Origin of the sequence: Mesorhizobium sp. LNHC221B00 (assembly GCF_000502935.1) — a bacterium.
GTDB lineage: Bacteria > Pseudomonadota > Alphaproteobacteria > Rhizobiales > Rhizobiaceae > Mesorhizobium > Mesorhizobium opportunistum.
In genome coordinates this window covers 158,968-181,888 of record NZ_AYWR01000008.1, presented here as the reverse complement: position 1 = coordinate 181,888, position 22,921 = coordinate 158,968, and the positions used below count along the sequence as shown (strand labels likewise).

Here is a 22,921-nt window from a genome sequence, read left to right as displayed (position 1 = left end):
TTCTCCCTGCAAATCATGATGGTGACCTGCCGAAAGGCTAGCCGGATTTGCCGGGGCAAATTGGCTTTTATGATGGCTCGAATGCCATATCGCGGATATCATTCACTCACAATCCGCGCCATAGGAGTGAAAATGCCTCAGTTCGATGATTTCGAGATCAAGATGCTCGATGTCCTGCAGCGCGACGGCCGCAAGCCAGTATCGGAGCTGGCGCAGGAGATCGGCCTGTCGACGACGCCGTGCGCGCGGCGCTTCGAAGCGCTGCAGGATGCCGGCATCATCAAGGGCTTTGCCGCGGTGATCAGCCGCCGCGCGGTCGGCTTGATGGTCGAGGTGTTCATCCAGGTGCGCCTGGTCAGCCACAGCGACGGCTCGCCCGAAAGCTTCATTGCCGCGGTGCAGCGCATGGACGAAGTGTCATCGTGCTGGACGATGACCGGCGACCACGATTTCCTGCTGCATGTCATGGTGCCGTCGGTCGACGAGCTCAACGCCTTCGTCATGCATCGGCTGATGCGGCTCGACGGTGTGCGCGACGTGCACACCCAGCTGGTGCTGCAGAACATCAAGGGGCCCGGACACGTGCCGCTGGCGCACCTGAAGCGATGACATCGCCCGCCCTCCGCATTCCTGCGGAGAAGCTGCACGCAAACTGCTGAAACAGGCCAAGCCGGGGTCCACATCGCGGACCAGCATGCACGGATCATCCCTCCAGGAGGTCCGCCATGAAAATCGTCCTGATCAATCCGCCGCACACCGCTATCGGCAGCCGCGTGCCGGACGATCATCTGCCGCCGCTTGGCCTGCTGGCGATCGGCGGCCCGCTGATCGACGCCGGCCACGAGGTGCGTCTCGTCGATGCCGAATTCGGGCCGATGCCGCTCGACATTGTGGTGGGCAGCGCACTCGACGATCGGCCGGACTTCGTCCTGATCGGCCATTCGGGCTCGACCTCGGCGCATCCAACCACCCTTTTGATCGCCGGGATGATCAAGACGCGCGAGCCGGCGACCATCGTCATCTATGGCGGCGTCTTCCCGCCCTATCACTGGCGCGACATCCTGGCCGCCACCGATGTCTTCGACTTCATCGTGCGCGGCGAGGGCGAGGCGACCGTCGTGGCGCTGGTCGAGGCGCTTGAAATGCACCAGCCGCCGGCAAGCGTCGCCGGTATCGCCTTTCGCGACGATCTGCGCCGTCCCTTCGCCACGCAACCGGCGATGACCATCGCCGAGATCGACGCCTATCGCGTCGGCTGGGAGCTGATCGACCACAGCCGCTACAGCTACTGGGGCGGCAAGCGCGCCGTGGTCATGCAGTTTTCGCGCGGCTGCCCACATCTGTGCAACTATTGCGGCCAGCGCGGCTTCTGGACCCGCTGGCGGCACCGCGATCCCAAAAAGTTCGCGCGGGAAATCGCCTGGCTGCACCGCGAGCACGGTGTCGAGCTGATCAATCTTGCCGACGAGAACCCGACCGTGTCGAAGAAGGCCTGGCGCGCCTTTCTCGACGCTCTGATCGCCGAGAACGTGCCGGTGCTGATCGTCGGCTCGACGCGGGCCGACGACATCGTGCGCGACGCCGATATCCTGCATCTCTACCGCAAGGCCGTTGTCATCCGCTGGTTGCTCGGCATGGAGAACACCGACGAGCAGACGCTTCAATTGATCCGCAAGGGCGGCAGCATTTCATCCGACCGCGAGGCGATCCGGCTGCTGCGAAAACATGGCATCTTGTCGATGGCGACCTGGGTGGCCGGTTTCGAGGATGAGGGGTTTCGCGACCTCTGGCGCGGCTTTCGCCAGCTCATCGCCTACGACCCCGACCAGATCCAAGCGCTTTACGTGACGCCGCATCGCTGGACGCCGTTCTTCAGGATTGCCCGCGACCGCAAGGTGATCCAGCAGGACGCCCGGCTGTGGGACTACAAGCATCAGGTGCTGCACATGACCCGGCTGAAGCCGTGGATGCTGTTCTTCTCGGTCAAGCTGATCGAACTCGCCGTGCAGTCGCGGCCAAAGGCACTGGCGCGCATCCTGTTCCACCCCGATCCCGAGCAGCGGCATTCGATGCGCTGGTATACGCGGATGGGCCGCCGCGTCTGGTTCCGCGAAGTCTGGGGTTTTCTGGCGCGCGACATCAGGGTGAAAGACGGGCCGACGCTCGCCGAATTCTGGGGCGCGCCGCAGGATGCCGAGGAAGAAGCGATGATCTTCCAGCGTCCAGCCCGAAAACCGGCCGCGTCCGCCGTCGCGCAATCGCGCTCCGCCTGAGCGGCGCTTCCTCCAGGTGTCGCTGCCGCGAGGCTGGCCCTGGCGGCCGGCGGGCAGTGCGCTAATTTTCTGCAATCGAACCGTTGGTTACCGGCAGGAGGAAGCGATGAACCTTGTCACGCATAAGAAGATGAAAGGTGACCGGCTGATGCCCTGGGGGAAAGGCACTGTCGTGACGGGAGCCAAGGGGTTCGTCTTCCTTGCCGGAAATACGGGCACCGCCGAGAACTACGATCCGTCGAGCGGCAAGGGAGGTGCCGTTGGTGACGCGGCGACGCAATGGCGCTCCATCCTGACGAACATCAAATCGGATTTGGAGGAGCTCGGCAGTTCGCTCGAGCATCTCGTCAAGATCACTCAATACGTCAAGGGACCGTTTCCGGACGGCGGGGCCTTGAGCTCGCCAAATTTCCGGCTGGACGTGATGGATGAATTCTTTGCCGAGCATTGCCCAAAGCATTGCAGCTACAACAATCCGCCGCCATCGGAGGTGATCGGAGTGGTTGCACTTGCCCATCCCGATCTGGTCATCGAGATCGTGGCGGTGGCGGCCCTGCCGGATTAGTGCGTACCGCCCAGGCGGCACAGCCGCGGACCGTCAGGGCACGATCAGCGTGCCGGCGCCGTGTTCTGTGAACAGCTCGAGCAGCACCGAATGCGGCGTCTTGCCGTTGAGGATGACGACGCCTTCGACCCCGCGTTCGATCGCCTCGATGCAGGTCTCGACCTTGGGGATCATGCCGCCCGAGACCGTGCCGTCCTTGATCAGCGCCTTTGCCTCGGCGACCGTCAATTCGTCGATCAGCTTCTTGTTCTTGTCGAGCACGCCGGGCACGTCCGTCAGGAACAGCAGGCGCGTGGCCTTGCAGGCGCCGGCAATGGCGCCGGCGAAGGTATCGGCGTTGATGTTGTAGGTGTGGCCGTCGCGGCCGGGCGCCACCGGCGCCAGCACCGGGATCATTTCGGAGCGCGCCAGAAGATCGAGCAGCGTGCGGTCGACCTCGACCGGCTCGCCAACGAAGCCGAGATCGAGCACGCGCTCGATGTTGGAGTCCGGGTCGATCATGGTCTTGCGCGCCTTTTCGGCGAAGACCATGTTGCCGTCCTTGCCGCACAGGCCGATCGCCCATTCGCCCTCGGCATTGATCAGGGCGACGATCTCCTTGTTGATCGAGCCGGCGAGCACCATTTCGACGATCTCGACGGTCTTCTGGTCGGTGACCCGCAGGCCGCCCTCGAACTTGGATTCGATGCCCATCTTGGCCAGCATGGCGCCGATTTGCGGGCCGCCGCCGTGGACGACGATCGGATTGACCCCGGATTGTTTCAACAGCGCGATGTCGCGCGCGAAAGCCTTGCCGAGTTCGATATCGCCCATGGCGTGGCCGCCATATTTGACCACGACCGTCTTGTGCTCGTAGCGCTGCATGTAAGGCAGCGCCCGCGACAGCAGGGCTGCCTGCATTTCGGCGGTGGCGGTTATCTCCGTCATCGGCATGGTTTCCCTGGCTTTGATTCATGCATGTCGTTACCCCAAACCGCTGGGCACGTGGACCGTTAAGACCGGCGGCGTCTTAGCGGGAATTGGCTCTGCCCGCAAATGTCATTGTTGTCATATTCGCCGGGTTCACGGCCTCGTCATTGTGACGGCATCATCAGCGGCGCCCGTCGCTTCAGCCAGCCCGAAATCTTCTCCATCTGCGCGGCGAAGGACAAAAGCGTTTCTTCGTCACCCGGCCGGCCGGCGGCCTGGATGCCGAGCGGCAGGCCGGCATCGGTGACATGGACGGGCAGCGCAATCGACGGCTGGCCGCTGACATTGTGGATCGCCGGCCAGTGGGTGAACCACAGGCTCTTGTCCATCAGCTGGCCGAACACGGACTCGACCTTAAGCAAGGGCGTGAGGTGGAGCTTGTCGAGCAGGTTCTCGACCAATTCATCGGCGCCTTTCGGATCCATGGCACCACAGGCAAGCGGCGGGTGGGCGATGATGGGCAACAACACGGCGTCGAAGTGCGCGGTCTCCGTGATCAGTTGACGCGAGGCGGCGTGGAGCCGCTGCAGGGCGGCATAGGTCTCGCCGGCCGAAATCATCCCGCCCAGCCGGCCGAGCACCCGCGTGGCACGCTCGACGTCGCCGGTAACGGGACGGCCGACGCGCAGTGCTTCCGCCCGCAGCGTGCCGGCGACGGCGGAGGCAACTGTCCTGCAGAAGTCGGCGAAGAAATCGCGCCCGATGAAGGGCAGGTCGATGTCCTCGACGGTGTGGCCGCCCTCGCGGGCGAGCGCCACCGCGATGTCCAGCGCTTTCACCGTCTCGGCGGAAATCGGCAGGCCAAGCGGCGACTTGCGGTAGACCGCCAGGCTGAGCTTGCCGGGATCGCGTGCGGCGGCAGCGGCGAATGTGCCCTTCGGCGACAGCGCGGCGTAAGGCGACAGCGAGTCGGGACCGTGGGTGAGGTCGAGTAGCAGCGCGCAATCGCGCACCGAGCGGGTGACGGCATGATCGACGACCATGCCGTACCAGCTTTCGCTCACCAGCGGCGTCAGCGGGATGCGGCCGCGCGAGGTCTTGAGCCCGACAAGTCCGGTGCAGGCGGAAGGCACGCGGATCGAGCCGCCGCCATCCGAGGCATGCGCCACCGGCACGACGCCGGCGGCGACGAGAGCTGCCGCACCGCCGGACGAGCCGCCGCTGGTGTGACCGGTGTTCCAGGGATTGCGGGTGATGCCGAAGGCCTCGGATTCGGTCATCAGCCGCAGCCCATGTTCCGGCGATGTCGAGGTGACGATCGGGACCAGCCCGGCGGCGAGATAGCGCTCGGTCATCACCGAATTGACATCGGGCAGCCATGCCGGGATGCGGCTGCCGCCATGCGACGGCACGCCCTTGATGGCGATGCCGAGATCCTTGATGGCAAAAGGCACGCCGGCCAGCGGCAGCGAACGGTCCATGATTTTCGCCCGCGCCCGTGCGGCTTCATAGAGCGGCTCGGCCGTGGCATTGATTTCAGGCCTTGTGGCCTCGGCGCGTGCGATCGCCGCCTCGGTCAGCTCGATCGCGGACAGCTCGCCCTTGCGCACCAGGCCGGCAAGGCCGGTTGCGTCTTCTTCCCACAGGACCCGTTCGACCGACATGTGCGTCCCCCGTTGCCGCCAAGCTAGCCAGCGGCGATTCCCTTGGCAATCGAAGCCTGCCTCCGGACGCCGGACCTTTAGGTGCATCGAATATTTCCGTCGTTGCAAATACAACGCAATTGCCTAATTTGGCTCGGCATGACGCCGCAGGACATCACCAAGCTGATCGTCCGGACTTCGATGAAGGATCGGGCCGCGTTCGATCTGCTCTACCGGCAGACCAGCGCGAAACTTTTCGGCGTATGCCTTCGTTTATTGAACGACCGGGGAGATGCTGAAGAAGCGCTGCAGGAAGTCTTCGTCAAGATATGGACGAAGGCGGACCGTTTTGCTGTCTCCGATCTGAGCCCGATCTCCTGGCTGGTGGCGATCGCGCGCAATCATGCGATCGATCGCATCAGGGCGCGGCGCAAGCCAGCCGCCGATATCGATGCCGCGCTGGACGTGGCCGATCCGGCGCCGGGACCTGAAGCGATGGCGGTGGCGGGCGACGAGACCGAACGCGTCCATCACTGTCTCGACGAGTTGGAGAAGGACCGGGCGGCGGCCGTCCGGGGCGCTTATCTCAAAGGCGAAAGCTATGCCGAACTGGCGGAGCGCCACGGCGTGCCGTTGAACACGATGCGTACCTGGCTGCGCCGCAGCCTGATGAAACTCAGAGAATGCCTGGAAAGATGACGCTCGCGGAGGACAATGGACCGGAACGTGGGGGCGACGACATGTTCGCCGCCGAATACGTTCTTGGCGTTCTGCCTGCGGACGAGCGGCAGATCGCGTCCAGGCGCATCGATTCCGAAACCGACTTCGCGCGGCTTGTCGACGGCTGGGAGGTTCATCTTTCGCCACTGGCTGCCGCCTATCGGGAAATCGAGCCACCGGCATCGGTGAAGGCGGCTGTCGATCGACGCCTGTTTGCATCGACCGCGGCCGCACCCGCCGAGCCCCGTGCAGGCCTGTGGTCCAGCCTCGCCTTCTGGCGCGGCCTTGCAGCGGCGGCGGTTGCCGCGCTCGCGCTCTACATTGCCGTGCCCTACGTCAATCCGCCGGCCGTCCAGCCGCAGACGCGGCTTGTCGCCTCGCTGGCCGCCGACGGCAGCGACGTCAAATACCTCGCCGTCTACGACGCCGCGCACCATGACGTCAGCCTGTCGCATGTTTCCGGCGAGCGTGCTTCCGGCAAGGATTTCGAGCTGTGGATGATCGAAGGCAAGAACGCGCCGGTCTCGATGGGTGTTATCCCAAGCGGAGCGACGGCTCATATCGTCGTCTCGCCGGCGGCGCAGCAGAAGCTGGCGCAAGGCGCGGTGCTTGCCGTCAGCCTCGAACCGCCAGGCGGTTCGCCAACCGGGCAGCCGACCGGACCGGTAGTTGCCGCGGGCGATTTGAAGAGCATCTAGCCCGACCGTTCGCGCTTGTGACCATGATTTAGGCTATAGCAAGTCTATCTTTAATTCCGCACTTCTAAAGTTCCACCAAGCCGGCAAACTACCGAGCCTGGAAAATTTCTTTCCGCGCTCAGATAAGTTCAAAATAAAAAAATCTGAAACTCTCGCGTTTGTGTCCCGTATCTCCTCGCGTCCCCAAAAATGGGAAGAAACCCGAGGAGTTCAACAAAATGCGCAAGTTCGCCACCCTTTTGCTTGCCGGTACGATGGCCGTGTCCGCGCTTGCCACCGCCGCCTATGCCGAAAACCCGATGGTCGGCGGCGCCGCCATGTTCGCCAACAAGACCATCGTCGAGAACGCCGTCAATTCGAAGGATCACACGACGCTGGTCGCGGCCGTCAAGGCAGCCGGCCTGGTCGAGACCCTGCAGGGCGCCGGCCCGTTCACCGTATTCGCGCCGACCAACGAAGCCTTTGCCGCCCTGCCGGCCGGCACGGTCGACACGCTGCTCAAGCCCGAGAACAAGGACAAGCTCGCCAAGATCCTGACCTGCCATGTCATCGGCGCCAAGGCGATGGGCGCCGACGTGGCCGCGATGGCCAAGGCCGACGGCGGCACCCACAAGGTCAAGACCGCCGGCGGCTGCGAGCTGTCGCTGAAGGCCGATGGCGGCAAGGTCACAGTCGCCGATGAAAACGGCAATGTCGCCAATGTGACGATCGCCGATGTCGAGCAGTCCAACGGCGTCATCCACGTCATCGACAAGGTCCTGCTCCCGAAGATGTGATCTGGCTGAAGATGTAACAAAGGGCTTGGCGTGGCGAACCTGCTGCAAGAGCCCTCCGTCGATTGCATCGTCTCGCTCCCGCGACCTGCAAGCGACACGCGAGCTCCGCGCCGCCCACGGTCCATCGTGGAACGGCGGGGAGTGCGTGCGAGGGCAACCGTCACCGGCTTTTGACTTTCGCGTGGCGGCATAGTTTGGCAAAATAGACAATCGGAGGAACTGGTCATGAACCGTCGCGACTTTCTTTTGAGCGGTGCCGCCGCCGTTGGCGGTGTCGGGGCCGCCGCCACCTTGCTGCGCATGGGCGGCCCGCAGGCGGCTCAGGCCGCGGAGAAATTCGAGGTCACCAAGACCGAAGACGAATGGAAAGCCATCCTGTCGCCGGCCGCCTTCGACGTGCTGCGCAAGGAAGGCACCGAATATCCGGGCACCAGCCCGCTGCTCAACGAGCACCGCAAGGGTATTTTCGCCTGCGCCGGCTGCGACCTGCCGGTCTATCCCTCGGAGACGAAATTCGATTCCGGCACCGGCTGGCCGAGCTTCTGGCAGGAGATCGCCAATGGCATCGGTAAGACCGAGGACCGGTCGCTGGGCATGACCCGCACCGAGGTGCATTGCCGCCGCTGCGGCGGCCATCTCGGCCATGTCTTCGACGATGGCCCAGCGCCGACCGGCCTGCGCCACTGCATCAACGGCGTGGCGCTGAGCTTCAGGCCCGCCACGGCCTGACAGATTCTGCTTCAAACGAAAAACTCCGGGCTTTGCGGCCCGGAGTTTTTTGCGCGGTCAGAGCTTTTCGGGCGTGGACTGGAGGAGCTTCCCGAAACCGCTGCCCACGTATGGTATTTTTGTTTAGTGGCCGCCGCCTCCGCCGCCACCGGGCGCGGCCGGCTTGTTGATCAGCATGGTGAACAGGCCAAGCGTCGCGAACAGCACCGTCAGCATGTAGAACACGTCCATGAAGGACAGCAGCGCCGCCTGCTGCTGGACCATGCCCGACAGCTTGGAGATCGCGGCACTCGCCGCATCGAGACCGGTGGTCTGCTCGAAATTGAGCGTCATGTTCTGCAGCTTCTGCTGGGCCGCCGCACTGCCCCACTGCACGTGCTCCGACAGCCGGGCGTAGTGGAAAGCATTGCGGTCGATCAGCACGGTGTTGATGAGGGCAAGGCCGACGGCACCACCGAGGTTGCGCGTCAGGTTGAACAGGCCGGACGCATTCTTCAGCCGGTCGGGCGGCAAGGTGCCGAGCGCGATGTTGTTGATCGGCACCATGCACAGCATCATCGAACAGCCGCGCAGGATCTGCGGGATCAGCAGCTCATAGAAATCCCAGTCGGCGGTCAGGTGCGTCATCCACCACGTGCCGGTGGCGAAGCCGAAGAAGCCGATCATCATCATCAGCCGCAAATCCATCTTGCTCGACAGGATGCCGGAGATCGGCGCGGTGACGAACATGGCCAGGCCGCTGACGAACAGCGCCTCACCGATCATCATCGAATCGTAGCCGCGGATGCGACCGAGGAACACCGGATAGAGATAGGTCAGGCCGTAGAGGCCGATGCCGATAACGAAGGAGAACAGCGAGCCAAAGGCGAAGTTGATGTTGCTGAAGGCCCGCAGATCGACGATCGGCTCCTCGGCGGTGAAGACACGCCAGAAGAAGATCCCCGCGCCGATGGTCATGACGATGGCGCAGATGAACACACCCTGGTCCTGCAGCCAGTCGTTGTTCGGGCCTTCCTCTAGCACATACTCCATGCAGCCAAGGAACGCCGCCATGCCGGCAAGGCCCCACCAGTCGAACTTATTGAACAGCTTGAGATTGGGCTTGTCGAAGTCGATAAGCGACCAGGCCGCGGTCGCCACCAGAATGCCTGGCACGACATTGACCAGGAACAGCCAGTGCCATGAAAAGGCATGGCTGATGTAGCCGCCGACGGTCGGGCCGATGGTCGGCGCCAGCGTCGCCACCAGGCCGATCATCGGCGAGACGATGGCGCGGCGCGAGGGCGGGAAGATGGTGAAGGCTGCGGCGAAGACACTCGGGATCATGCCGCCGCCGATGAAACCCTGCACGGCGCGGTAGACGATCATCTGGTCGATGTTGGTGGCGGTCGCGGCGAGCGCGCTGGCGGCGGTGAAGCCGGCTGCCGCGATGGTGAACAGCACGCGCGTCGACAGCATGCGGCTGAGGAAGCCCGACAGCGGGATCATGACCACCTCGGCGATCAGATAGGCCGTCTGCACCCACGGAATCTCATCGGAACTGGCGCTCAAGCCCGCCTGGATCTCGGAAAGTGAGGCGGAGACGATCTGGATGTCCAGGATGGCCATGAACATGCCGAACACCATCGCCAGGAAGGCAATGATGCGGCGTGTGGAAATAGTGTCAGGGACGGCCGGCCGTGCCGGCGGCGATCCTGCGGTGATTGTTGCGGTTGCCATTGCATGGGCCTCCTTGAGGCAGGCCGGGCGGCTCAGTGCTTAATCAGCCCCCGAGCCGCCCTCCGAAAAGCGCTTAGTTGGTGCGCGCGGCAGGTGCGGTGCGGCTGTCGACGTCGACGACAACGCTCAAGCCAGCGCGCAACTTGCCGGTCCTGAGGGCATCGGCCGGGACGTCGATGCGGACCGGGACGCGCTGCACCACCTTGGTGAAGTTGCCGGTGGCATTTTCCGGCGGCAACAGCGAGAAGACCGCGCCTGAAGCCGGAGCGAGCGACGAAACGGTTCCCTGGATGGGCTGGCCGTCGATGGCGTCGACCGAGATGTTGACCTTTTCGCCGGGAACCAGGCGGGCAAGCTGGGTCTCCTTGAAGTTGGCGACGATGTAAAGCTTGTCCAGCGGCACGACGACGGCGAGCTTCTGGCCCGGGCTGACGAGGTCGCCCTGCTCGACCGACCGGTTGCCGACGACGCCGTCATACGGAGCCTTGAGCACGGTGAAAGAAAGGTCGCGCGCGGCCTTGTCGCGGCTGAGCTGCAAGGAGGCGAGCGTGCTCGCCGACTCGGCGCGCTGCGCCTCGAGCACACCGATATTGGCCTGTGCCGCGGCGATCTGCGCGTCGGCGCCGACCAGAGCGGCATTGGCCTGGTCGAGCGCGGTCTGGGCATCGTCCAGCTGTGCCTGCGTGCCGACATGCGTCTTGACCAGCTGCGCGGCGCGCTGCTGGGCACGGGCGGCATTGCCAGCCGCGGCCTGATCGGCGACCTTCTGCGCCTGCGCCTGCTGCAGGGAAGCCTGCGCGGCCTTGGTCTGCGCGTCGATACGGTCGAGCGTCTTCGACAACGTGGCGATCTGCGCGTCGGCCTGGGCGACTGCTATTTTGTAGTCGCCGTCATCGATCGTCAGCAGCGGGTCGCCGGCCTTGACCAGCTGGTTCTCGCTCACCTTGACCTGATCGACATAGCCGGAAATCTTGGGCGAGACGAACGCCATGTCGGCCTGGACGTAAGCGTCGTCGGTCGAGATCATGAAACGGCCGGTCGTCCAATAGTCATAGCCATACCAGGCGCCGGCGCCGAGCAGGGCAACGCCGATGATCGGCAGCAGGAAGGAGCGCACCGAACGCTTCTTCTTTGCGGGGGCTTCCGCCGGCGGCGGCGCGGCGGCCGGCTGGACAGGAATTTCCGGTGCTTCCGTCGCCGGCGCAACCTTGGCGCTGGGGAACGGACGGACTTCGGCGGTGGATGGCGCGTTTGAGGACATGACATCTCTCTAGGAAAGATTATAATAGACTGAACCGTTCGGTTCGATGGACGTTGACATAGCGCGTAAAGAGGACCATATCAAGGGGCAATCGAACCGGTTGGTTCGAATTATTTTCGAGGTGTGACTTTTATGGCCGAGACAACGCCCGACGCCGAAAACGACAAATGCGAGGATCTGCTGGACAGCCTGCGCCGCGGCCGCCCCGCCGCCGGACAGGATCCGGTCAAGCGCAGCCAGATCATCGACGGCGCCCGCCGTGTCTTCATCGACAAGGGCTTCGAGGCTGCCTCGATGAACGACATCACGCGCGAGGCCGGCGTGTCGAAGGGCACCATCTATGTCTACTTCGCCAACAAGGAAGAGCTGTTCGAGGCGCTGATCGAGGAAGAGCGCGGCAGCATATTCAAGAACATGTACGACCTGCTCGATCGTTCCGACGACCTGCGCCAGACGCTGGTGAAGTTCGGCAAGGTGCTGTCGATGAAGATCACCTCGGCCAGGGTCATCCAGGCGCAGCGCACCGTGATCGGCGCCTCCGACAGGATACCCGACATGGGCGCGCGCTTTTACGAGCGCGGCCCCAAACGCGGCCATGACAGGATGGTGACCTTCTTGAACGCCGCCATCGAGCGTGGCCTGCTGCGCATCGACGATGTCGACCTTGCCGCCTATCAGTTCACCGATCTTTGCCTTGCCGGTCTTTTCCGGCAGTGCATCTTCGCCTACCGTGTCAAGGCGCCGAGCCAGGAGGAGATCGAGCACATCGTCCGGTCAGGCGTCGATATGTTCCTGAAAGCCTACGGCACCGCAAGCCTGGCCGAGGAAGAACGCCACCAGATGATTGCCCTCGAGGCAAAGTCCTGACGGGAAACCGCGTCACCCGCCATTGGCGGCAAGCACGATGGCGGCCTGCAATTCCTCGAGACCCTCACCCTTTTCCGATGATGTCGCCAGGACGAACGGAAACGCCGCCGGCCGCTTCTTGATCTTGGCCAGCGTCTCCTCGATCAGCCGCGGCACGCCAGCGATCTTGATCTTGTCGGTCTTGGTCAGAACGATCTGATAGGACACCGCCGCCTTGTCGAGCAGCGACAGCACTTCGTCGTCCTTGGCCTTGATGCCGTGGCGGGCGTCGATCAGCACATAGACGCGCTTCAGCGTGACGCGGCCCTTGAGATAGTCGAAGACCAGCTTCGTCCACTCGTCGACCTTCTCCTTGGGCGCGGTGGCGTAGCCGTAGCCCGGCATGTCGACCAGCGCCAGCGGCGGCAGGTCGGCGCCCTCGCCCGAAAATCCATCCGGCACGAAATAGTTGAGCTCCTGCGTGCGGCCCGGCGTGTTGGAGGTGCGGGCCAGTCCCTTCTGGTTCACCAGAGCGTTGATCAGCGACGACTTGCCGACGTTGGATCGGCCGGCAAAGGCGATTTCCGGCGGCCCTTCCGGCGGCAGGAACTTCATGGCCGGCACGCCGCGGATGAAGATCCAGCCGCGCGTGAAAAGGTCGGTGCCGATCGTGGTGCTGTTCAAAGCGTTCAAGCTGCTGCCTCCAGAAGAGAAATATCGGCGCCCCTGATGGCATCGAGGTTGCGGCCGATCTTGTCGACCGGCCAGTCCCACCATGCCACCGCCAGCAGCCGCCGGATCGTCCTGTCGTCGAACCGCATCTTCACCACCTTGGCCGCGTTGCCGGCGACGATGGCGTAGGGCGGGACATCGTGCGTCACCACGGACTTCGCCGCAATGATGGCGCCATGGCCGACTTGCACGCCGGGCAGGATCACCGCCTCCATGCCGATCCAGACATCGCTGCCGACCACGGTGTCGCCGCGCACTTCCTTCGACCATGTCGCCGGATCAAAACCGTTTTCCCAGCCATGGCCGAAGATGTTGAACGGATAGGTCGAAAAGCCGGACATGGCATGGTTGGCGCCGTTCATGATGAAGCGCGCGCCTTCGGCAATGGCGCAGAACTTGCCGATGATCAGCTTGTCGCCAATGAAAGGATAGTGGTGCAGCACGCATTTGTCGGCGAATTTGTCCGGCCCCTCAGGGTCGTCATAGTAGGTGAAGTCGCCGATCTCGATGTTCGGCGCACTCACCAGCGGCTTCAGGAAGCCGACGCGCGTATGCATCGGGATCGGGTGCTTGATGCCGGGGTTGGGTCCGTCCATGTCGATATCCGTCGAGGAAGTGATTGGTCGGCGCATCCGGACTGCGGGGTGCGCCTGGTCAAAATAACGTGATCCGCCCTATAGCATCAATGGGCCGAGAGCGAGCTTTCCTTGTCATGGAGCTCATTTGTTGCCGCGGCAAATCACGATCGGATTGGACAGCGCGCTGTCGAAACCGCTGCCCTGATAGACGGTGATATTCGATGCTCCCGGCGGCAGCAGAAACGTACCTTCGACGACTTTCTGATCGCCCGCCATCGTGTAGAGAGCCCAGCTAAACGTGCAGAATTGCGGCGGTGCCTTGGGTTCGACGTGGCTGCAATTCAACTGCGCGCCGCCCAGCATGGCGGCGCCGCCGCAGCTCACCGCTTCCTTTGCAACCGCGATGCCGGGGCACACCAGGAGGCCCGCGACAGCCGCGATCTTGATCCAATTCATTCGTCAAATCCTTGCCGGCAAATTCCCACCGCCAAGCGCCTCCTCGCTGTCGTGGCCCATGCAATTTTTCCTTTTCGCGGCTTAACCCGTCTTGTGCATCGGGTCCAGCAGGATTATGTGCATGGTGATAATAAGCATGCTCACGAAAAGTTGCTCGCAGACCCGAATTCCTCCCCATGCCAATCTCGCCCAATATCAGCTTCGTGCTGCACGATGTTGCGCGCCTGCTTCGAAAGCGGTTCGAGCAGCGTTCGCGGATGTCGGGGCTGACCCGGGCGCGATGGCAGGTGCTGGCTTATCTGTCGCTGCATGAAGGCATTCACGAGAACAAGCTCGCCGACCTCATCCAGATCGTGCCGATCACGCTTGCCAGGCTGCTCGACAAGATGGAGGCGCGCGGTTTCATCGAGCGGCGGCCGAACCCCGCCGACCGCCGGGCATGGCTGCTTTATCTGACCCCTCTGGCCCATCCGCTGCTCGAGATCATCCGCGCCAATGGCCAGAAGACGCGCGACGAGGCCTTCGACGGGCTTTCGTCGGATGCACAGCAGCAACTGCTGCAAACCCTAAGCTTGATCAAACCCAATCTGCTCGCGGCTTGCACCCAGCCTGCCGTCGACCGGGAGAAAATACATGGCTGAAAAACACATGGCTGAATCGACCGCACCCAGGAAGCCTGCCGAAGGCGAGCCCTCCACCGATCGCTCACGCGACCAGATCATCCAGCTGGACAGCGAGCGCGAGCAGAGGCGAGCCAGTGTCGTCATCGAGAATGACGAGTTGGAAGCGCCCGTGGCCCCGGAACCGGCAACCCTCGAGGCTCCAGCCAAGGAGCCGCAACCCCGGCAAGCGCCCGCCGCCGTGGCCCCACCGGCCCCGACGAAGCCCAAGCGCGGCCTGACGCGGCCGATCCTGTTTGGCCTGCTTCCCGTCGCGCTGGTCGTCGGCGGCTATTACTACGTCACCGGCGGCCAGGTGATGACGACCGATAACGCCTACATCCAGGCCCAGTCGCTCGGCGTGTCCACCGACGTTTCCGGCACGGTGCAAGACATAAACGTCCACGAGAATGAGGCGGTGAAAAAAGGGCAGGTGCTGTTCCGCCTGAGGCCAGCCTCCTTCGAGACCGCTCTCGCCGCCGCCCAGGCCCAGCTCGGGACCGTGCGCAACCAGGTGCTGACCCTGCAGGCCAGCTGCCAGCAATCGCTGTCGCAAATCGAACAGGCGCAGGCCGACATTCCCTATTACGAGTCCGCCTTCCAGCGCCAGCAAGACCTGCTCAAGACCTCGACCGCCTCCAAGGCGAGTTTCGACAGCGCCCAGCACGACCTCGTCGCCGCCCGCCAGAAGGTGGCTGTCGCCAAGGCGCAGGCACAGGCGACGCTTGCCCAGCTTGGCGGCGACGCCAACCAGCCCGTGGAGAAGAACCCCTTCTACCTGCAGGCCCAGTCGGGCGTGGACGACGCCCAGCGCAACCTTGCCGATTCCATCGTCAAGGCGCCGTTCGACGGCATCGTCACCAATGTCGACGCGCTGCAGGTCGGCAAGTACCTGCCGGCTTCGCAGCCGGCCTTCAGCCTGATTTCGCAAACTGACCTGTGGATCGAGGCGGAGCCGAAGGAGACCGAGCTGACCTATGTGCGGCCGGGACAGACGGCGACGATCAGCGTCGACACCTATCCGGGCGCCGTGTGGCACGGCACGGTGGCCTCGATCAGCCCCGCCTCGTCGTCGAGCTTCTCGCTGCTGCCGGCGCAGAACACCACCGGCAACTGGGTCAAGGTCGTGCAGCGCATCCCGATGCGCGTGACGGTGGACGATCCCCAGGGCAAGCCGCCGCTGCGCGGCGGTATGAGCGTCGTGGTCGGCATCGACACCGGCCATGCGCGCGGGCTGCCGGACTTCGTGACCGACCTCATCGGCCGGTTCGGACAAAAGTCATGACCAGCGCGTCCGCGACGGGTGGCACAGCGGTGGTCGCCAATCGCGGCGCCATCACCGCCTGCGTGATCCTGGCCGTCATCATGCAGGCGCTGGACACGACCATCGCCAACGTCGCGCTGCCCTATATCCAGGGCAGCGTTTCGGCGAGTGCCGACCAGATCAACTGGGTGCTGACCTCCTACATCGTGGCGGCCGCCGTGATGACGCCGCCGTCGGGCTACCTTGCCAACCGCTTCGGCCGCAAACGCATCCTTTTGACCTCGATCACCGGCTTCGTGGTCGCCTCCGTGCTGTGCGGCTTCGCGCAGTCGCTGCCGCAGATCGTCGGCTTCCGCCTGCTGCAAGGCCTGTTCGGCGCGGCGCTGGTGCCGCTGTCGCAGAGCATTCTGCTCGACATCTACAGCGTCGAGGAGCGCGGCTCGGCGATGGCGCTCTTCGGAGTCTCGGTGATGGTCGGACCGGTGCTGGGGCCGGTCATCGGCGGCTGGCTGACCGAGAATGTTTCCTGGCGCTGGGTGTTCTACATCAACGTGCCGATCGGTGCGCTGGCTTTCGCCGGCGTGTCGATGTTCGTCCAGGAAACCAAGCTGGACATCAAGACCAGGCTGGACTGGCTGGGCTTCGGCATGCTCAGCATAACCATCGCCGCGCTGCAGATGTTTCTCGACCGCGGCGAGCAGCTCAACTGGTTCTCGTCATCCGAGATCATCGTCGAGGCGCTGATCTGCGCGTCGGCCTTCTACATCTTCCTCGTCCACACCTTCACCGCCAAAAACACCTTCGTGAACCCGAGGCTGTTCCTCGACAGGAATTTCGCCGTCGGCATGATCTTCATCTTCATCATCGGCATCACCTACCTGGCCTCGCTAGCGCTGATGACGCCCTATCTGCAGACGCTGATGGGCTATCCGGTGGTGACGGCCGGCATCGTCATGGGGCCGCGTGGCCTCGGCACCATGGCGTGCATGTTCCTGGTCGGCAAGCTGATCGGCAAGGTCGATACACGCTGGCTGCTGCTGATCGGCCTGCTGATCACCGCCTGGGCGATGTACGACATGACCGGCTGGACCCCCGACGTCTCGCAATGGACGATCGTCAGCACCGGTTTCGTCCAGGGCGCCGGGCTTGGCTTCCTGTTCGTGCCGCTGACCACCATCACCTTCGCCACGCTGGCGCCCGAGCGGCGCGCGGAGGGCACGGGCTTGTACAATTTGTCGCGCAACATCGGTTCCAGCGTCGGCATATCGGTGGTCACCGCGCTCTTGACGCAGAACGTGCAGATCAACCACGCCAACATCGCCACCTATGTGACGCCTTTCAACCAGGCGTTCGGCAATCCGGCGATCTTCCAGGCGATGAACCCCTACAGCGCGGCCGGCCGCGCGGCGCTCGACGGCGTGGTGACGCTGCAGGCGACGATCATCAGCTATATGAACGACTTCAAGCTGATGATGATCCTGTCGCTTGCCGCCATCCCGCTGGTTCTCCTGCTGCGCAAGCCCGCGACACCGGCCAAGGTCGACCACAGCGCCGTCATGGAATGATTCTCGCAGGCGGTCCGGAACTCCGGACCCGTGCGATCACATGAGACCAAAAGAAACCGGAGCCCTGCGTGGGACTGCTGGACTCCGGTCCATTGCCGATACGGCTTCCCAGGAAATATGGAGCTCGTCACGAGGTGGAGACGGCAGGCCCGAGAAAGCCCCACGGACCTGCCTGATCCCCTTCGCCAGGGCCGTTACTTCGGCAACAGCACCTTGTTGACGACATCAATGACGCCGTTCGACTGGTTGACGTCGGCGATCGTCACCTTGGCCTCGCCGCCGGACTCGTCGATGATGTAGAGCTTGCCCTTCCTGACCTCGGCGGTGAGCGTGTCGCCGGAGACGGTCTTCATCTCATATTTGCCGCCCATCGCCTTGGCCTTGGCCATCATGTCCTTGCCGGAGATCTTGCCGGCCACGACATGCGCGGTCAGCACCTTGGTGAGCTGGTCCTTGCTCTCGGGCTTGAGCAGCGTTTCGACGGTGCCGGCCGGCAGCGCGGCGAAGGCTTCGTTGGTGGGCGCGAAGACGGTGAACGGGCCGGCGCCCTGCAGCGTTTCGACAAGGCCAGCCGCTTTGACGGCGGCGACCAGCGTCGTGTGGTCCTTCGAGTTGACGGCGTTCTCGACGATGTTCTTGGTGGCGTACATCGGCGCGCCGCCGACTGTCGGGTTCTTGGCATAGGCCGGGGCGGCAATTGCCGCGCCAGCGACGAGTGCGGAAAGGGCGATGATCCTGAATGACGGCAAGCGCATGTGGTCTTCCTCCGGGTGAGGGCTGATCGGAATTGATAGCCTTTGGAAATGCACACGCAGTCACGCCCCGCGACCGCTTGCAGTTTCGCCGATCACGGGAACGTGAACAGATATTTGCCCAAAGAAAAAGCCCGGGCGAACCGGGCTTTTCGAGAAGAGAGATCTTCTCTTCGGCTTTTTTGGAGGCCGGCTACTCCGCCGGTGACGGTTTCTTCCGGAACAGCGCGACCAGATTGTCCCACAGCTCGATCTTGGCGCCCTGGCGTTTCATGATCAGGCCCTGCTGGAGGATCGACAGCGTGTTGTTCCAGGCCCAGTAGATGACGAGACCCGCCGGGAAACCCGCCATCATGAAGGTGAAGATGACAGGCATCCAGGTGAAGATCGCGGCCTGCGTCGGATCCGGCGGCGTTGGGTTCATGCGCATCTGCAGGAACATGGTGACGCCCATGATCAGCGGCCAGACGCCGATCATCAGCATGTGCGGCAGCGTGATCGGAACGAGCCCGAACAGGTTGAAGATCGAGGTCGGATCGGGCGCGGCCAGATCCTGGATCCAGCCGAAGAACGGCGCGTGGCGCATCTCGATGGTGATGTAGAGCACCTTGTAGAGCGAGAAGAAGACCGGGATCTGCAGCGCCACCGGCCAGCAGCCGGCGAGCGGATTGATCTTCTCGGTCTTGTACAGCTCCATCATCGCCTGCTGCTGTTTCATCTTGTCGTCCGCGTATTTCTCGCGGATCTCGAGCATCTTGGGTTGCACCTTCTTCATGTTCGCCATCGACGCATAGGATTTGTTGGCGAGCGGGAAGAACAGCGCCTTGACGATGATCGTGGTGGCGAGGATCGCCAGGCCGAAATTGCCGAAGAATTTGTAGAGCGTGTCGATCAGCCAGAACATCGGCTTGGTGATGAAATAGAACCAGCCCCAGTCGATCACCAGGTTGAACTGGCGAATGTGACGGTCCGCCTCGTAGGCGTTGATCTTGGCCACTTCCTTGGCGCCGGCGAAGATCTCCGTCTCGACGGTCGCGGACTGGCCGGCATCGACATTGATCGCATCGGTGAGGAAGTCGGACTGGTAGCGGTGCCGGCCATCCTCGAAAAAGGCATAGCGCGGCTGGAACGGCTGCTTCTCGGTCGGCACCAGGGTGACGGCCCAGTATTTGTCGGTGATGCCGAGCCAGCCATCGGTCGACTTGCCCGGAGTGACCTGCTTTTCGGATTCGATCTTGGCGTATTTGTATTCGGCAAGGCCCTCGGTGCCGGTAACACCGATCAGGCCTTCATGCAGCACATAGGTGCTGGCGACGGCCGGCTTGTCGTAGCGCGTGACGCGGCCATAGTTGAACAGCGATACCGCGCTGGTGCCGGAATTCTGCACCGTGTCCGTGACCGTGAACATGTAGTTGGCGTCGACCGAGAAGACGCGCTTGAAGGTCAGGCCCTTGTCGTTGGTGTAGGTAAGCGTCACCGGCGTCGACGGGCTCAGCGTCGGATTGCCTTCCACGCTCCACACCGTGTCGGCACCCGGCACCGCGCCGGTCTTGTCGTTACCGACGAAGCCGATCTCGGCGAAATAGCCGGTCGGCAGCGCCTGCGGGTTGAGCAGTTCGATCTCGGGTGAATTCTTGTCGACGGTCTCGGTGTAGTGCTTGAGCTTGAGGTCGTCGAGGCGCGCGCCGGTCAGGTTGATCGAGCCCTCGAGGCTCGGCGTGTCGATCTTGACGCGCTTCGAAGCGGCCAGCGCCTGATCGCGGCCGGCCGCGGTGACGGCGTCGCCGCCGGGCGCGTTGGGAATGGTGCCTGGGGCCGGCGCTGGTGTCGCAGCGCCTGGATTGGCGGCCTCGGCCGCCTTCTTCTGCTCCTCGACGCGCTGTTGCTCGATCTTGGCGGCCTCGCGCTGCTGCTCGACGCGCGGGTTCATGTAGAAAACCTGCCACAAAGTCAGGATCAGCACCGACAGCGCGATGGTGATGAAGAAGTTCCGGTTGTTTTCCATCGAGAGCCCTTGGCCTATCGTGTTCCGCGAAATCGGCGGGAGAGTTCGGCCTTCAACTGGCCGAACGGGGCGCGCAGTGCATCGTCGCGCCCGACGATGACATAGTCATTGCCGGGCATCATGTCATCTGCGGCATGGACGCGGACGGCTTCTTTCAGCCGCCGCCTGACGCGGTTGCGCACAACGGCGTTGCCGACCTTCTTGGTGACGGTGAAGCCGACACGCGGCACGCCGCCGTCGCCGCGGTCGAGGACCTCGACGAGGAAAAACCGCCCGCGGCGCTTTTCACCACGGCGGACGGCCAGGAATTCCGCGCGTTTCAGAAGCCGCTTGGGATTGACCCCCACTGGCTTGCCGGTTGCGGGCAACGATCTCGTCTCGCTTAGGCGCTGAGCCGCTTGCGGCCGCGGTTGCGGCGAGCTGCGACAACGCCACGACCACCCTTGGTGGCCATGCGGGCACGGAAGCCGTGCCGACGTTTGCGGACGAGTTTAGACGGTTGGTAGGTACGCTTCATTTGTTTTAATACCGCGGGGTGCGGCCCTTCTTGATTCTGTCACTCTGTAACAGGAGCTTTGCCGGGCCGGCTTTGGCGCGATCGAAACCGCGCCGGGACGAATGGCCCGAGCGTGAGCGGGCTTATAGAAAGAAGGGTTTTGGAAGTCAATCCGGGGTCGTCGCGCCAAGGACGTAGGTTTTATGACGGCAATTTAATGTTCCGGCCAAAGGATAAATTGGCAAAAAAGCCTTGATCGCCTAATCTTGGCTGATCAAGTGATTGTGAAGACAGGGTTACATGAGCGAAGCCACGCAAGCGGGAGAAGGGACCGGAACAGCGCCAGCCGGCGTCCGCACGGTGCCTTTGTCGCGCGGCCTGTCCACGAAACTGCTGCTTTTGACCATCGTTTTCGTGCTGCTGGCCGAAGTGCTCATCTTCCTGCCCTGGATCGCCAGCTACCGGCTGAGCTGGCTCAAGGAGCGGCTGAGTACGGCCGCCGCCGTCTCGATCGTGCTGGTGCAGGGCGAGTCGACCTCGCTGTCGCGCACGGCCCAGAACGACGTTCTGATGGCGATCGGCGCCAAGGCGATCGCGGTGCGCGATGGCGGCGTCTCGCGGCTCCTGGTGGTCGCCGACATGCCGCCGCAGGTGGACGAGCACATCGACCTCGCCAGCGTCGGCATGGTCAAGGGTATGACCGGCGCGCTGGACACGCTGTTCTTCGGCGGCGACCGGATGCTTCGCGTTTTCGGGCCGGTCGGCGACAGCGACAAGGAATTCGAGCTGATCATGCCGGACTACAGCCTGCGCCATGCGATGCTGAGATATTCGCGTAATGTCGCCTTCGTCTCGCTGCTGATCTCGCTGTTCACGGCCATGCTGGTCTACGCCGCCATCGACCTGATCATGATCGGGCCGATCCGCACCATGACGCGCTCGATGCTGTCCTTCTCCGAGGCTCCGGACGATCCCGGGCGCATCATCCGCCCCGCCGCCCGCGCCGATGAGATCGGCGTTGCCGAACGCGAACTGTCGCAGATGCAGGAGCGGCTGCAAAAGATGCTCTCCGAGCAGAAGCACCTTGCCGACCTAGGCCTTGCCGTATCGAAGATCAACCATGACATGCGCAACATCCTGGCTTCGGCGCAGTTGATGTCGGACCGCCTGCGCCAGGTCAGGGACCCAACCGTGCAGGCCTTCGCGCCGAAGCTTTTGCGCGCGCTCGACCGTGCCGTCTCCTATTCCGAAGGCGTGCTGGCCTATGGCCGCACGCAAGAGCCGCCGCCTTCGCGCCGCCGGGTGCGGCTGTACCAGTTGGTCGAGGACGTGCACGGCCTGCTCGACATCGGACAAGGCATCGAGTTCATCAACGCCGTCGAGGCGGCGTTCGAAGTGGACGCCGATTCCGACCAGTTGTTCCGGGTGCTCACCAATCTTTGCCGCAATTCGGTGCAGGCGATGGCGGCGGACACCGAGAGCGCGGTGGTGCGCCGGCTGGCGGTCTCGGCCGAACGCATGGGCAGCGTCAGCCGCATCGTCGTCACCGACACCGGTCCCGGCCTGCCGGCGAAGGCGCGCGAGAACCTGTTCGCGGCGTTCCGCGGCTCGGCGCGCAGCGGCGGCACCGGGCTTGGCCTGGCCATCGCGCACGAACTGATCCGGGCGCATGGCGGCACGGTGGAACTGGTGGAGTCGATCGGCGGCCGCACGACATTCTCGGTCACCATCCCCGACCAGCCGGTGCGGCTCGACCAGGCCCGCGGCAGCCTGCGTCGCCCGGCCTGAGGTCTTCCGCACTGCCTTCCCCGGGGGCGCTTGCCTTTCGAGCCCGATCCTTTCCCTGATCTTCCCCGAGACTTTCCGTCCAGCCCGGAATCGCACCGACTTCGCGGCTGCCTCGAGCGTCGGGATCCGAGCCGCCATCGCCAGATGACATGCCTGCGACAAAACTTTTGCCGGATCGACTTGCTTTTCGCAAATTCAGTCGCTAGGGAACTGCACACATTCGCGGCCGGTCCTCAGGATCGGATCGCTGGGTCGTTGAAAACACGGCCTGATGCGCGCCCGTAGCTCAGCTGGATAGAGCACCAGACTACGAATCTGGGGGTCAGGAGTTCGAATCTCTTCGGGCGCGCCATTTATCTCCAGGCTTAACCAAATTGCGCCGTTTCAAATCGGCAATCTGAAGCGGTTTTGCGCGACGGGATACAGGCCCCTTGTTCCGATCATGGGGCGCTCGGTGGCTCGCTCACGATCTAGGCCCGGTATGAAA

Annotated in this window: 23 protein-coding genes and 1 tRNA gene; 13 read left to right on the top strand and 11 right to left on the bottom strand. The window is 63.6% G+C overall.

The annotated features are described in order from the left end of the window. Positions 1-132 precede the first annotated feature (132 nt). From X741_RS153550 to X741_RS153560, 3 genes are all read left to right on the top strand, one after another. Positions 133-609, top strand: a complete 477-nt coding sequence (locus tag X741_RS153550) for an Lrp/AsnC family transcriptional regulator (protein WP_013891868.1) — start codon at positions 133-135, stop codon at positions 607-609. A 116-nt stretch (positions 610-725) separates the two neighbouring features. Continuing rightward, the gene (bchE, locus tag X741_RS153555; protein WP_023777818.1) at positions 726-2,273 is read left to right on the top strand and encodes a magnesium-protoporphyrin IX monomethyl ester anaerobic oxidative cyclase; all 1,548 of its coding nucleotides are present in this window, start codon (positions 726-728) and stop codon (positions 2,271-2,273) included. A 16-nt stretch (positions 2,274-2,289) separates the two neighbouring features. Further along, positions 2,290-2,838, top strand: coding sequence for a RidA family protein (locus X741_RS153560; RefSeq protein ID WP_245272699.1), 549 nt, complete (start codon positions 2,290-2,292; stop codon positions 2,836-2,838). A gap of 33 nt (positions 2,839-2,871) precedes the next feature. Here the strand turns inward: X741_RS153560 and argB are convergent, their stop codons facing one another. Next, the gene (gene argB / locus X741_RS153565) at positions 2,872-3,765 is read right to left on the bottom strand and encodes an acetylglutamate kinase (protein WP_023777817.1); all 894 of its coding nucleotides are present in this window, start codon (positions 3,763-3,765) and stop codon (positions 2,872-2,874) included. Positions 3,766-3,911: 146 nt separating this feature from the next. Further along, the gene (locus tag X741_RS153570; RefSeq protein ID WP_023777816.1) at positions 3,912-5,411 is read right to left on the bottom strand and encodes an amidase; all 1,500 of its coding nucleotides are present in this window, start codon (positions 5,409-5,411) and stop codon (positions 3,912-3,914) included. Positions 5,412-5,549: 138 nt separating this feature from the next. Here X741_RS153570 and X741_RS153575 point away from each other — a divergent pair, with 138 nt between their 5' ends. From X741_RS153575 to msrB, 4 genes are all read left to right on the top strand, one after another. After that, on the top strand, positions 5,550-6,089 hold the full coding sequence (locus tag X741_RS153575) for a sigma-70 family RNA polymerase sigma factor (RefSeq protein WP_023777815.1): 540 nt from the start codon (positions 5,550-5,552) through the stop codon (positions 6,087-6,089). Next, positions 6,086-6,808 carry an anti-sigma factor gene (locus X741_RS153580; RefSeq protein ID WP_023777814.1) on the top strand — a complete coding sequence of 241 codons (723 nt, stop codon included), beginning with the start codon at positions 6,086-6,088 and terminating at the stop codon, positions 6,806-6,808. Before X741_RS153575 ends, X741_RS153580 begins: the two co-directional genes overlap by 4 nt. Before the next feature lie 218 nt (positions 6,809-7,026). Beyond that, complete coding sequence (locus X741_RS153585) at positions 7,027-7,584, top strand: fasciclin domain-containing protein (RefSeq protein WP_023777813.1); 558 nt, start codon at positions 7,027-7,029, stop codon at positions 7,582-7,584. A 225-nt stretch (positions 7,585-7,809) separates the two neighbouring features. After that, positions 7,810-8,313: a peptide-methionine (R)-S-oxide reductase MsrB gene (gene msrB / locus X741_RS153590; RefSeq protein WP_023777812.1), complete on the top strand. Its 504-nt coding sequence runs from the start codon at positions 7,810-7,812 to the stop codon at positions 8,311-8,313. Positions 8,314-8,436: 123 nt separating this feature from the next. Here the strand turns inward: msrB and X741_RS153595 are convergent, their stop codons facing one another. Both X741_RS153595 and X741_RS153600 read right to left on the bottom strand, forming a co-directional pair. Then, positions 8,437-10,032 carry a DHA2 family efflux MFS transporter permease subunit gene (locus X741_RS153595; RefSeq protein WP_023777811.1) on the bottom strand — a complete coding sequence of 532 codons (1,596 nt, stop codon included), beginning with the start codon at positions 10,030-10,032 and terminating at the stop codon, positions 8,437-8,439. Positions 10,033-10,105: 73 nt separating this feature from the next. Beyond that, the gene (locus X741_RS153600) at positions 10,106-11,293 is read right to left on the bottom strand and encodes an HlyD family secretion protein (RefSeq protein WP_023777810.1); all 1,188 of its coding nucleotides are present in this window, start codon (positions 11,291-11,293) and stop codon (positions 10,106-10,108) included. A 132-nt stretch (positions 11,294-11,425) separates the two neighbouring features. On the opposite strand from X741_RS153600, the gene X741_RS153605 reads away from it, so the two are divergent. Next, positions 11,426-12,160 (top strand): TetR/AcrR family transcriptional regulator, encoded by a 735-nt coding sequence (locus X741_RS153605; protein ID WP_023765445.1) that lies wholly within the window; start codon positions 11,426-11,428, stop codon positions 12,158-12,160. A 12-nt stretch (positions 12,161-12,172) separates the two neighbouring features. On the opposite strand, the gene yihA is transcribed toward X741_RS153605, so the two are convergent. The 3 genes from yihA to X741_RS153620 all read right to left on the bottom strand — a co-directional run bounded on the left by yihA (position 12,173) and on the right by X741_RS153620 (position 13,905). After that, positions 12,173-12,832: a ribosome biogenesis GTP-binding protein YihA/YsxC gene (gene yihA / locus X741_RS153610; protein WP_032927830.1), complete on the bottom strand. Its 660-nt coding sequence runs from the start codon at positions 12,830-12,832 to the stop codon at positions 12,173-12,175. Next, entirely contained in the window at positions 12,829-13,467 is a 639-nt protein-coding gene (locus X741_RS153615) for a CatB-related O-acetyltransferase (RefSeq protein WP_023777808.1), read from the bottom strand. The genes yihA and X741_RS153615 overlap by 4 nt, the downstream gene beginning before the upstream one ends. Before the next feature lie 123 nt (positions 13,468-13,590). Continuing rightward, positions 13,591-13,905, bottom strand: coding sequence for a hypothetical protein (locus tag X741_RS153620; RefSeq protein WP_023777807.1), 315 nt, complete (start codon positions 13,903-13,905; stop codon positions 13,591-13,593). A 176-nt stretch (positions 13,906-14,081) separates the two neighbouring features. Here X741_RS153620 and X741_RS153625 point away from each other — a divergent pair, with 176 nt between their 5' ends. From X741_RS153625 to X741_RS153635, 3 genes are read left to right on the top strand one after another with little or no spacing between them, the layout of a single operon-like run. Next, positions 14,082-14,546: a MarR family transcriptional regulator gene (locus tag X741_RS153625; RefSeq protein ID WP_023777806.1), complete on the top strand. Its 465-nt coding sequence runs from the start codon at positions 14,082-14,084 to the stop codon at positions 14,544-14,546. A gap of 7 nt (positions 14,547-14,553) precedes the next feature. Continuing rightward, the gene (locus X741_RS153630) at positions 14,554-15,849 is read left to right on the top strand and encodes an HlyD family secretion protein (RefSeq protein ID WP_023777805.1); all 1,296 of its coding nucleotides are present in this window, start codon (positions 14,554-14,556) and stop codon (positions 15,847-15,849) included. Continuing rightward, positions 15,846-17,393, top strand: coding sequence for a DHA2 family efflux MFS transporter permease subunit (locus X741_RS153635; protein WP_023777804.1), 1,548 nt, complete (start codon positions 15,846-15,848; stop codon positions 17,391-17,393). Before X741_RS153630 ends, X741_RS153635 begins: the two co-directional genes overlap by 4 nt. Before the next feature lie 194 nt (positions 17,394-17,587). Here the strand turns inward: X741_RS153635 and X741_RS153640 are convergent, their stop codons facing one another. From X741_RS153640 to rpmH, 4 genes are all read right to left on the bottom strand, one after another. Next, positions 17,588-18,148, bottom strand: coding sequence for a fasciclin domain-containing protein (locus X741_RS153640; RefSeq protein WP_023777803.1), 561 nt, complete (start codon positions 18,146-18,148; stop codon positions 17,588-17,590). A 190-nt stretch (positions 18,149-18,338) separates the two neighbouring features. Continuing rightward, positions 18,339-20,150, bottom strand: coding sequence for a membrane protein insertase YidC (yidC, locus tag X741_RS153645; protein WP_023777802.1), 1,812 nt, complete (start codon positions 20,148-20,150; stop codon positions 18,339-18,341). Between the two features lie 14 nt (positions 20,151-20,164). After that, positions 20,165-20,518, bottom strand: coding sequence for a ribonuclease P protein component (gene rnpA, locus X741_RS153650; protein WP_023777801.1), 354 nt, complete (start codon positions 20,516-20,518; stop codon positions 20,165-20,167). A 14-nt stretch (positions 20,519-20,532) separates the two neighbouring features. After that, the gene (rpmH, locus tag X741_RS1000000168280; protein ID WP_008833937.1) at positions 20,533-20,667 is read right to left on the bottom strand and encodes a 50S ribosomal protein L34; all 135 of its coding nucleotides are present in this window, start codon (positions 20,665-20,667) and stop codon (positions 20,533-20,535) included. A 279-nt stretch (positions 20,668-20,946) separates the two neighbouring features. Between rpmH and X741_RS153655 the strand changes: the two genes are divergently transcribed. Continuing rightward, complete coding sequence (locus X741_RS153655; protein ID WP_023777800.1) at positions 20,947-22,434, top strand: HAMP domain-containing sensor histidine kinase; 1,488 nt, start codon at positions 20,947-20,949, stop codon at positions 22,432-22,434. A gap of 275 nt (positions 22,435-22,709) precedes the next feature. Beyond that, positions 22,710-22,786 (top strand) — tRNA-Arg (locus tag X741_RS153660). The last annotated feature ends 135 nt before the right edge of the window (positions 22,787-22,921 follow it).

Coding starts and splice junctions, on each gene's coding strand:
- X741_RS153550 (WP_013891868.1), top strand. CDS start 133: ATGCCTCAGTTCGATGATTTCGAGATCAAGATGCTCGATGTCCTGCAG.
- bchE (WP_023777818.1), top strand. CDS start 726: ATGAAAATCGTCCTGATCAATCCGCCGCACACCGCTATCGGCAGCCGC.
- argB (WP_023777817.1), bottom strand. CDS start 3,765: ATGACGGAGATAACCGCCACCGCCGAAATGCAGGCAGCCCTGCTGTCG.
- X741_RS153570 (WP_023777816.1), bottom strand. CDS start 5,411: ATGTCGGTCGAACGGGTCCTGTGGGAAGAAGACGCAACCGGCCTTGCC.
- X741_RS153575 (WP_023777815.1), top strand. CDS start 5,550: ATGACGCCGCAGGACATCACCAAGCTGATCGTCCGGACTTCGATGAAG.
- X741_RS153580 (WP_023777814.1), top strand. CDS start 6,086: ATGACGCTCGCGGAGGACAATGGACCGGAACGTGGGGGCGACGACATG.
- X741_RS153585 (WP_023777813.1), top strand. CDS start 7,027: ATGCGCAAGTTCGCCACCCTTTTGCTTGCCGGTACGATGGCCGTGTCC.
- msrB (WP_023777812.1), top strand. CDS start 7,810: ATGAACCGTCGCGACTTTCTTTTGAGCGGTGCCGCCGCCGTTGGCGGT.
- X741_RS153595 (WP_023777811.1), bottom strand. CDS start 10,032: ATGGCAACCGCAACAATCACCGCAGGATCGCCGCCGGCACGGCCGGCC.
- X741_RS153600 (WP_023777810.1), bottom strand. CDS start 11,293: ATGTCCTCAAACGCGCCATCCACCGCCGAAGTCCGTCCGTTCCCCAGC.
- X741_RS153605 (WP_023765445.1), top strand. CDS start 11,426: ATGGCCGAGACAACGCCCGACGCCGAAAACGACAAATGCGAGGATCTG.
- X741_RS153615 (WP_023777808.1), bottom strand. CDS start 13,467: ATGGACGGACCCAACCCCGGCATCAAGCACCCGATCCCGATGCATACG.
- X741_RS153620 (WP_023777807.1), bottom strand. CDS start 13,905: ATGAATTGGATCAAGATCGCGGCTGTCGCGGGCCTCCTGGTGTGCCCC.
- X741_RS153625 (WP_023777806.1), top strand. CDS start 14,082: ATGCCAATCTCGCCCAATATCAGCTTCGTGCTGCACGATGTTGCGCGC.
- X741_RS153630 (WP_023777805.1), top strand. CDS start 14,554: ATGGCTGAATCGACCGCACCCAGGAAGCCTGCCGAAGGCGAGCCCTCC.
- X741_RS153635 (WP_023777804.1), top strand. CDS start 15,846: ATGACCAGCGCGTCCGCGACGGGTGGCACAGCGGTGGTCGCCAATCGC.
- X741_RS153640 (WP_023777803.1), bottom strand. CDS start 18,148: ATGCGCTTGCCGTCATTCAGGATCATCGCCCTTTCCGCACTCGTCGCT.
- yidC (WP_023777802.1), bottom strand. CDS start 20,150: ATGGAAAACAACCGGAACTTCTTCATCACCATCGCGCTGTCGGTGCTG.
- rpmH (WP_008833937.1), bottom strand. CDS start 20,667: ATGAAGCGTACCTACCAACCGTCTAAACTCGTCCGCAAACGTCGGCAC.
- X741_RS153655 (WP_023777800.1), top strand. CDS start 20,947: ATGAGCGAAGCCACGCAAGCGGGAGAAGGGACCGGAACAGCGCCAGCC.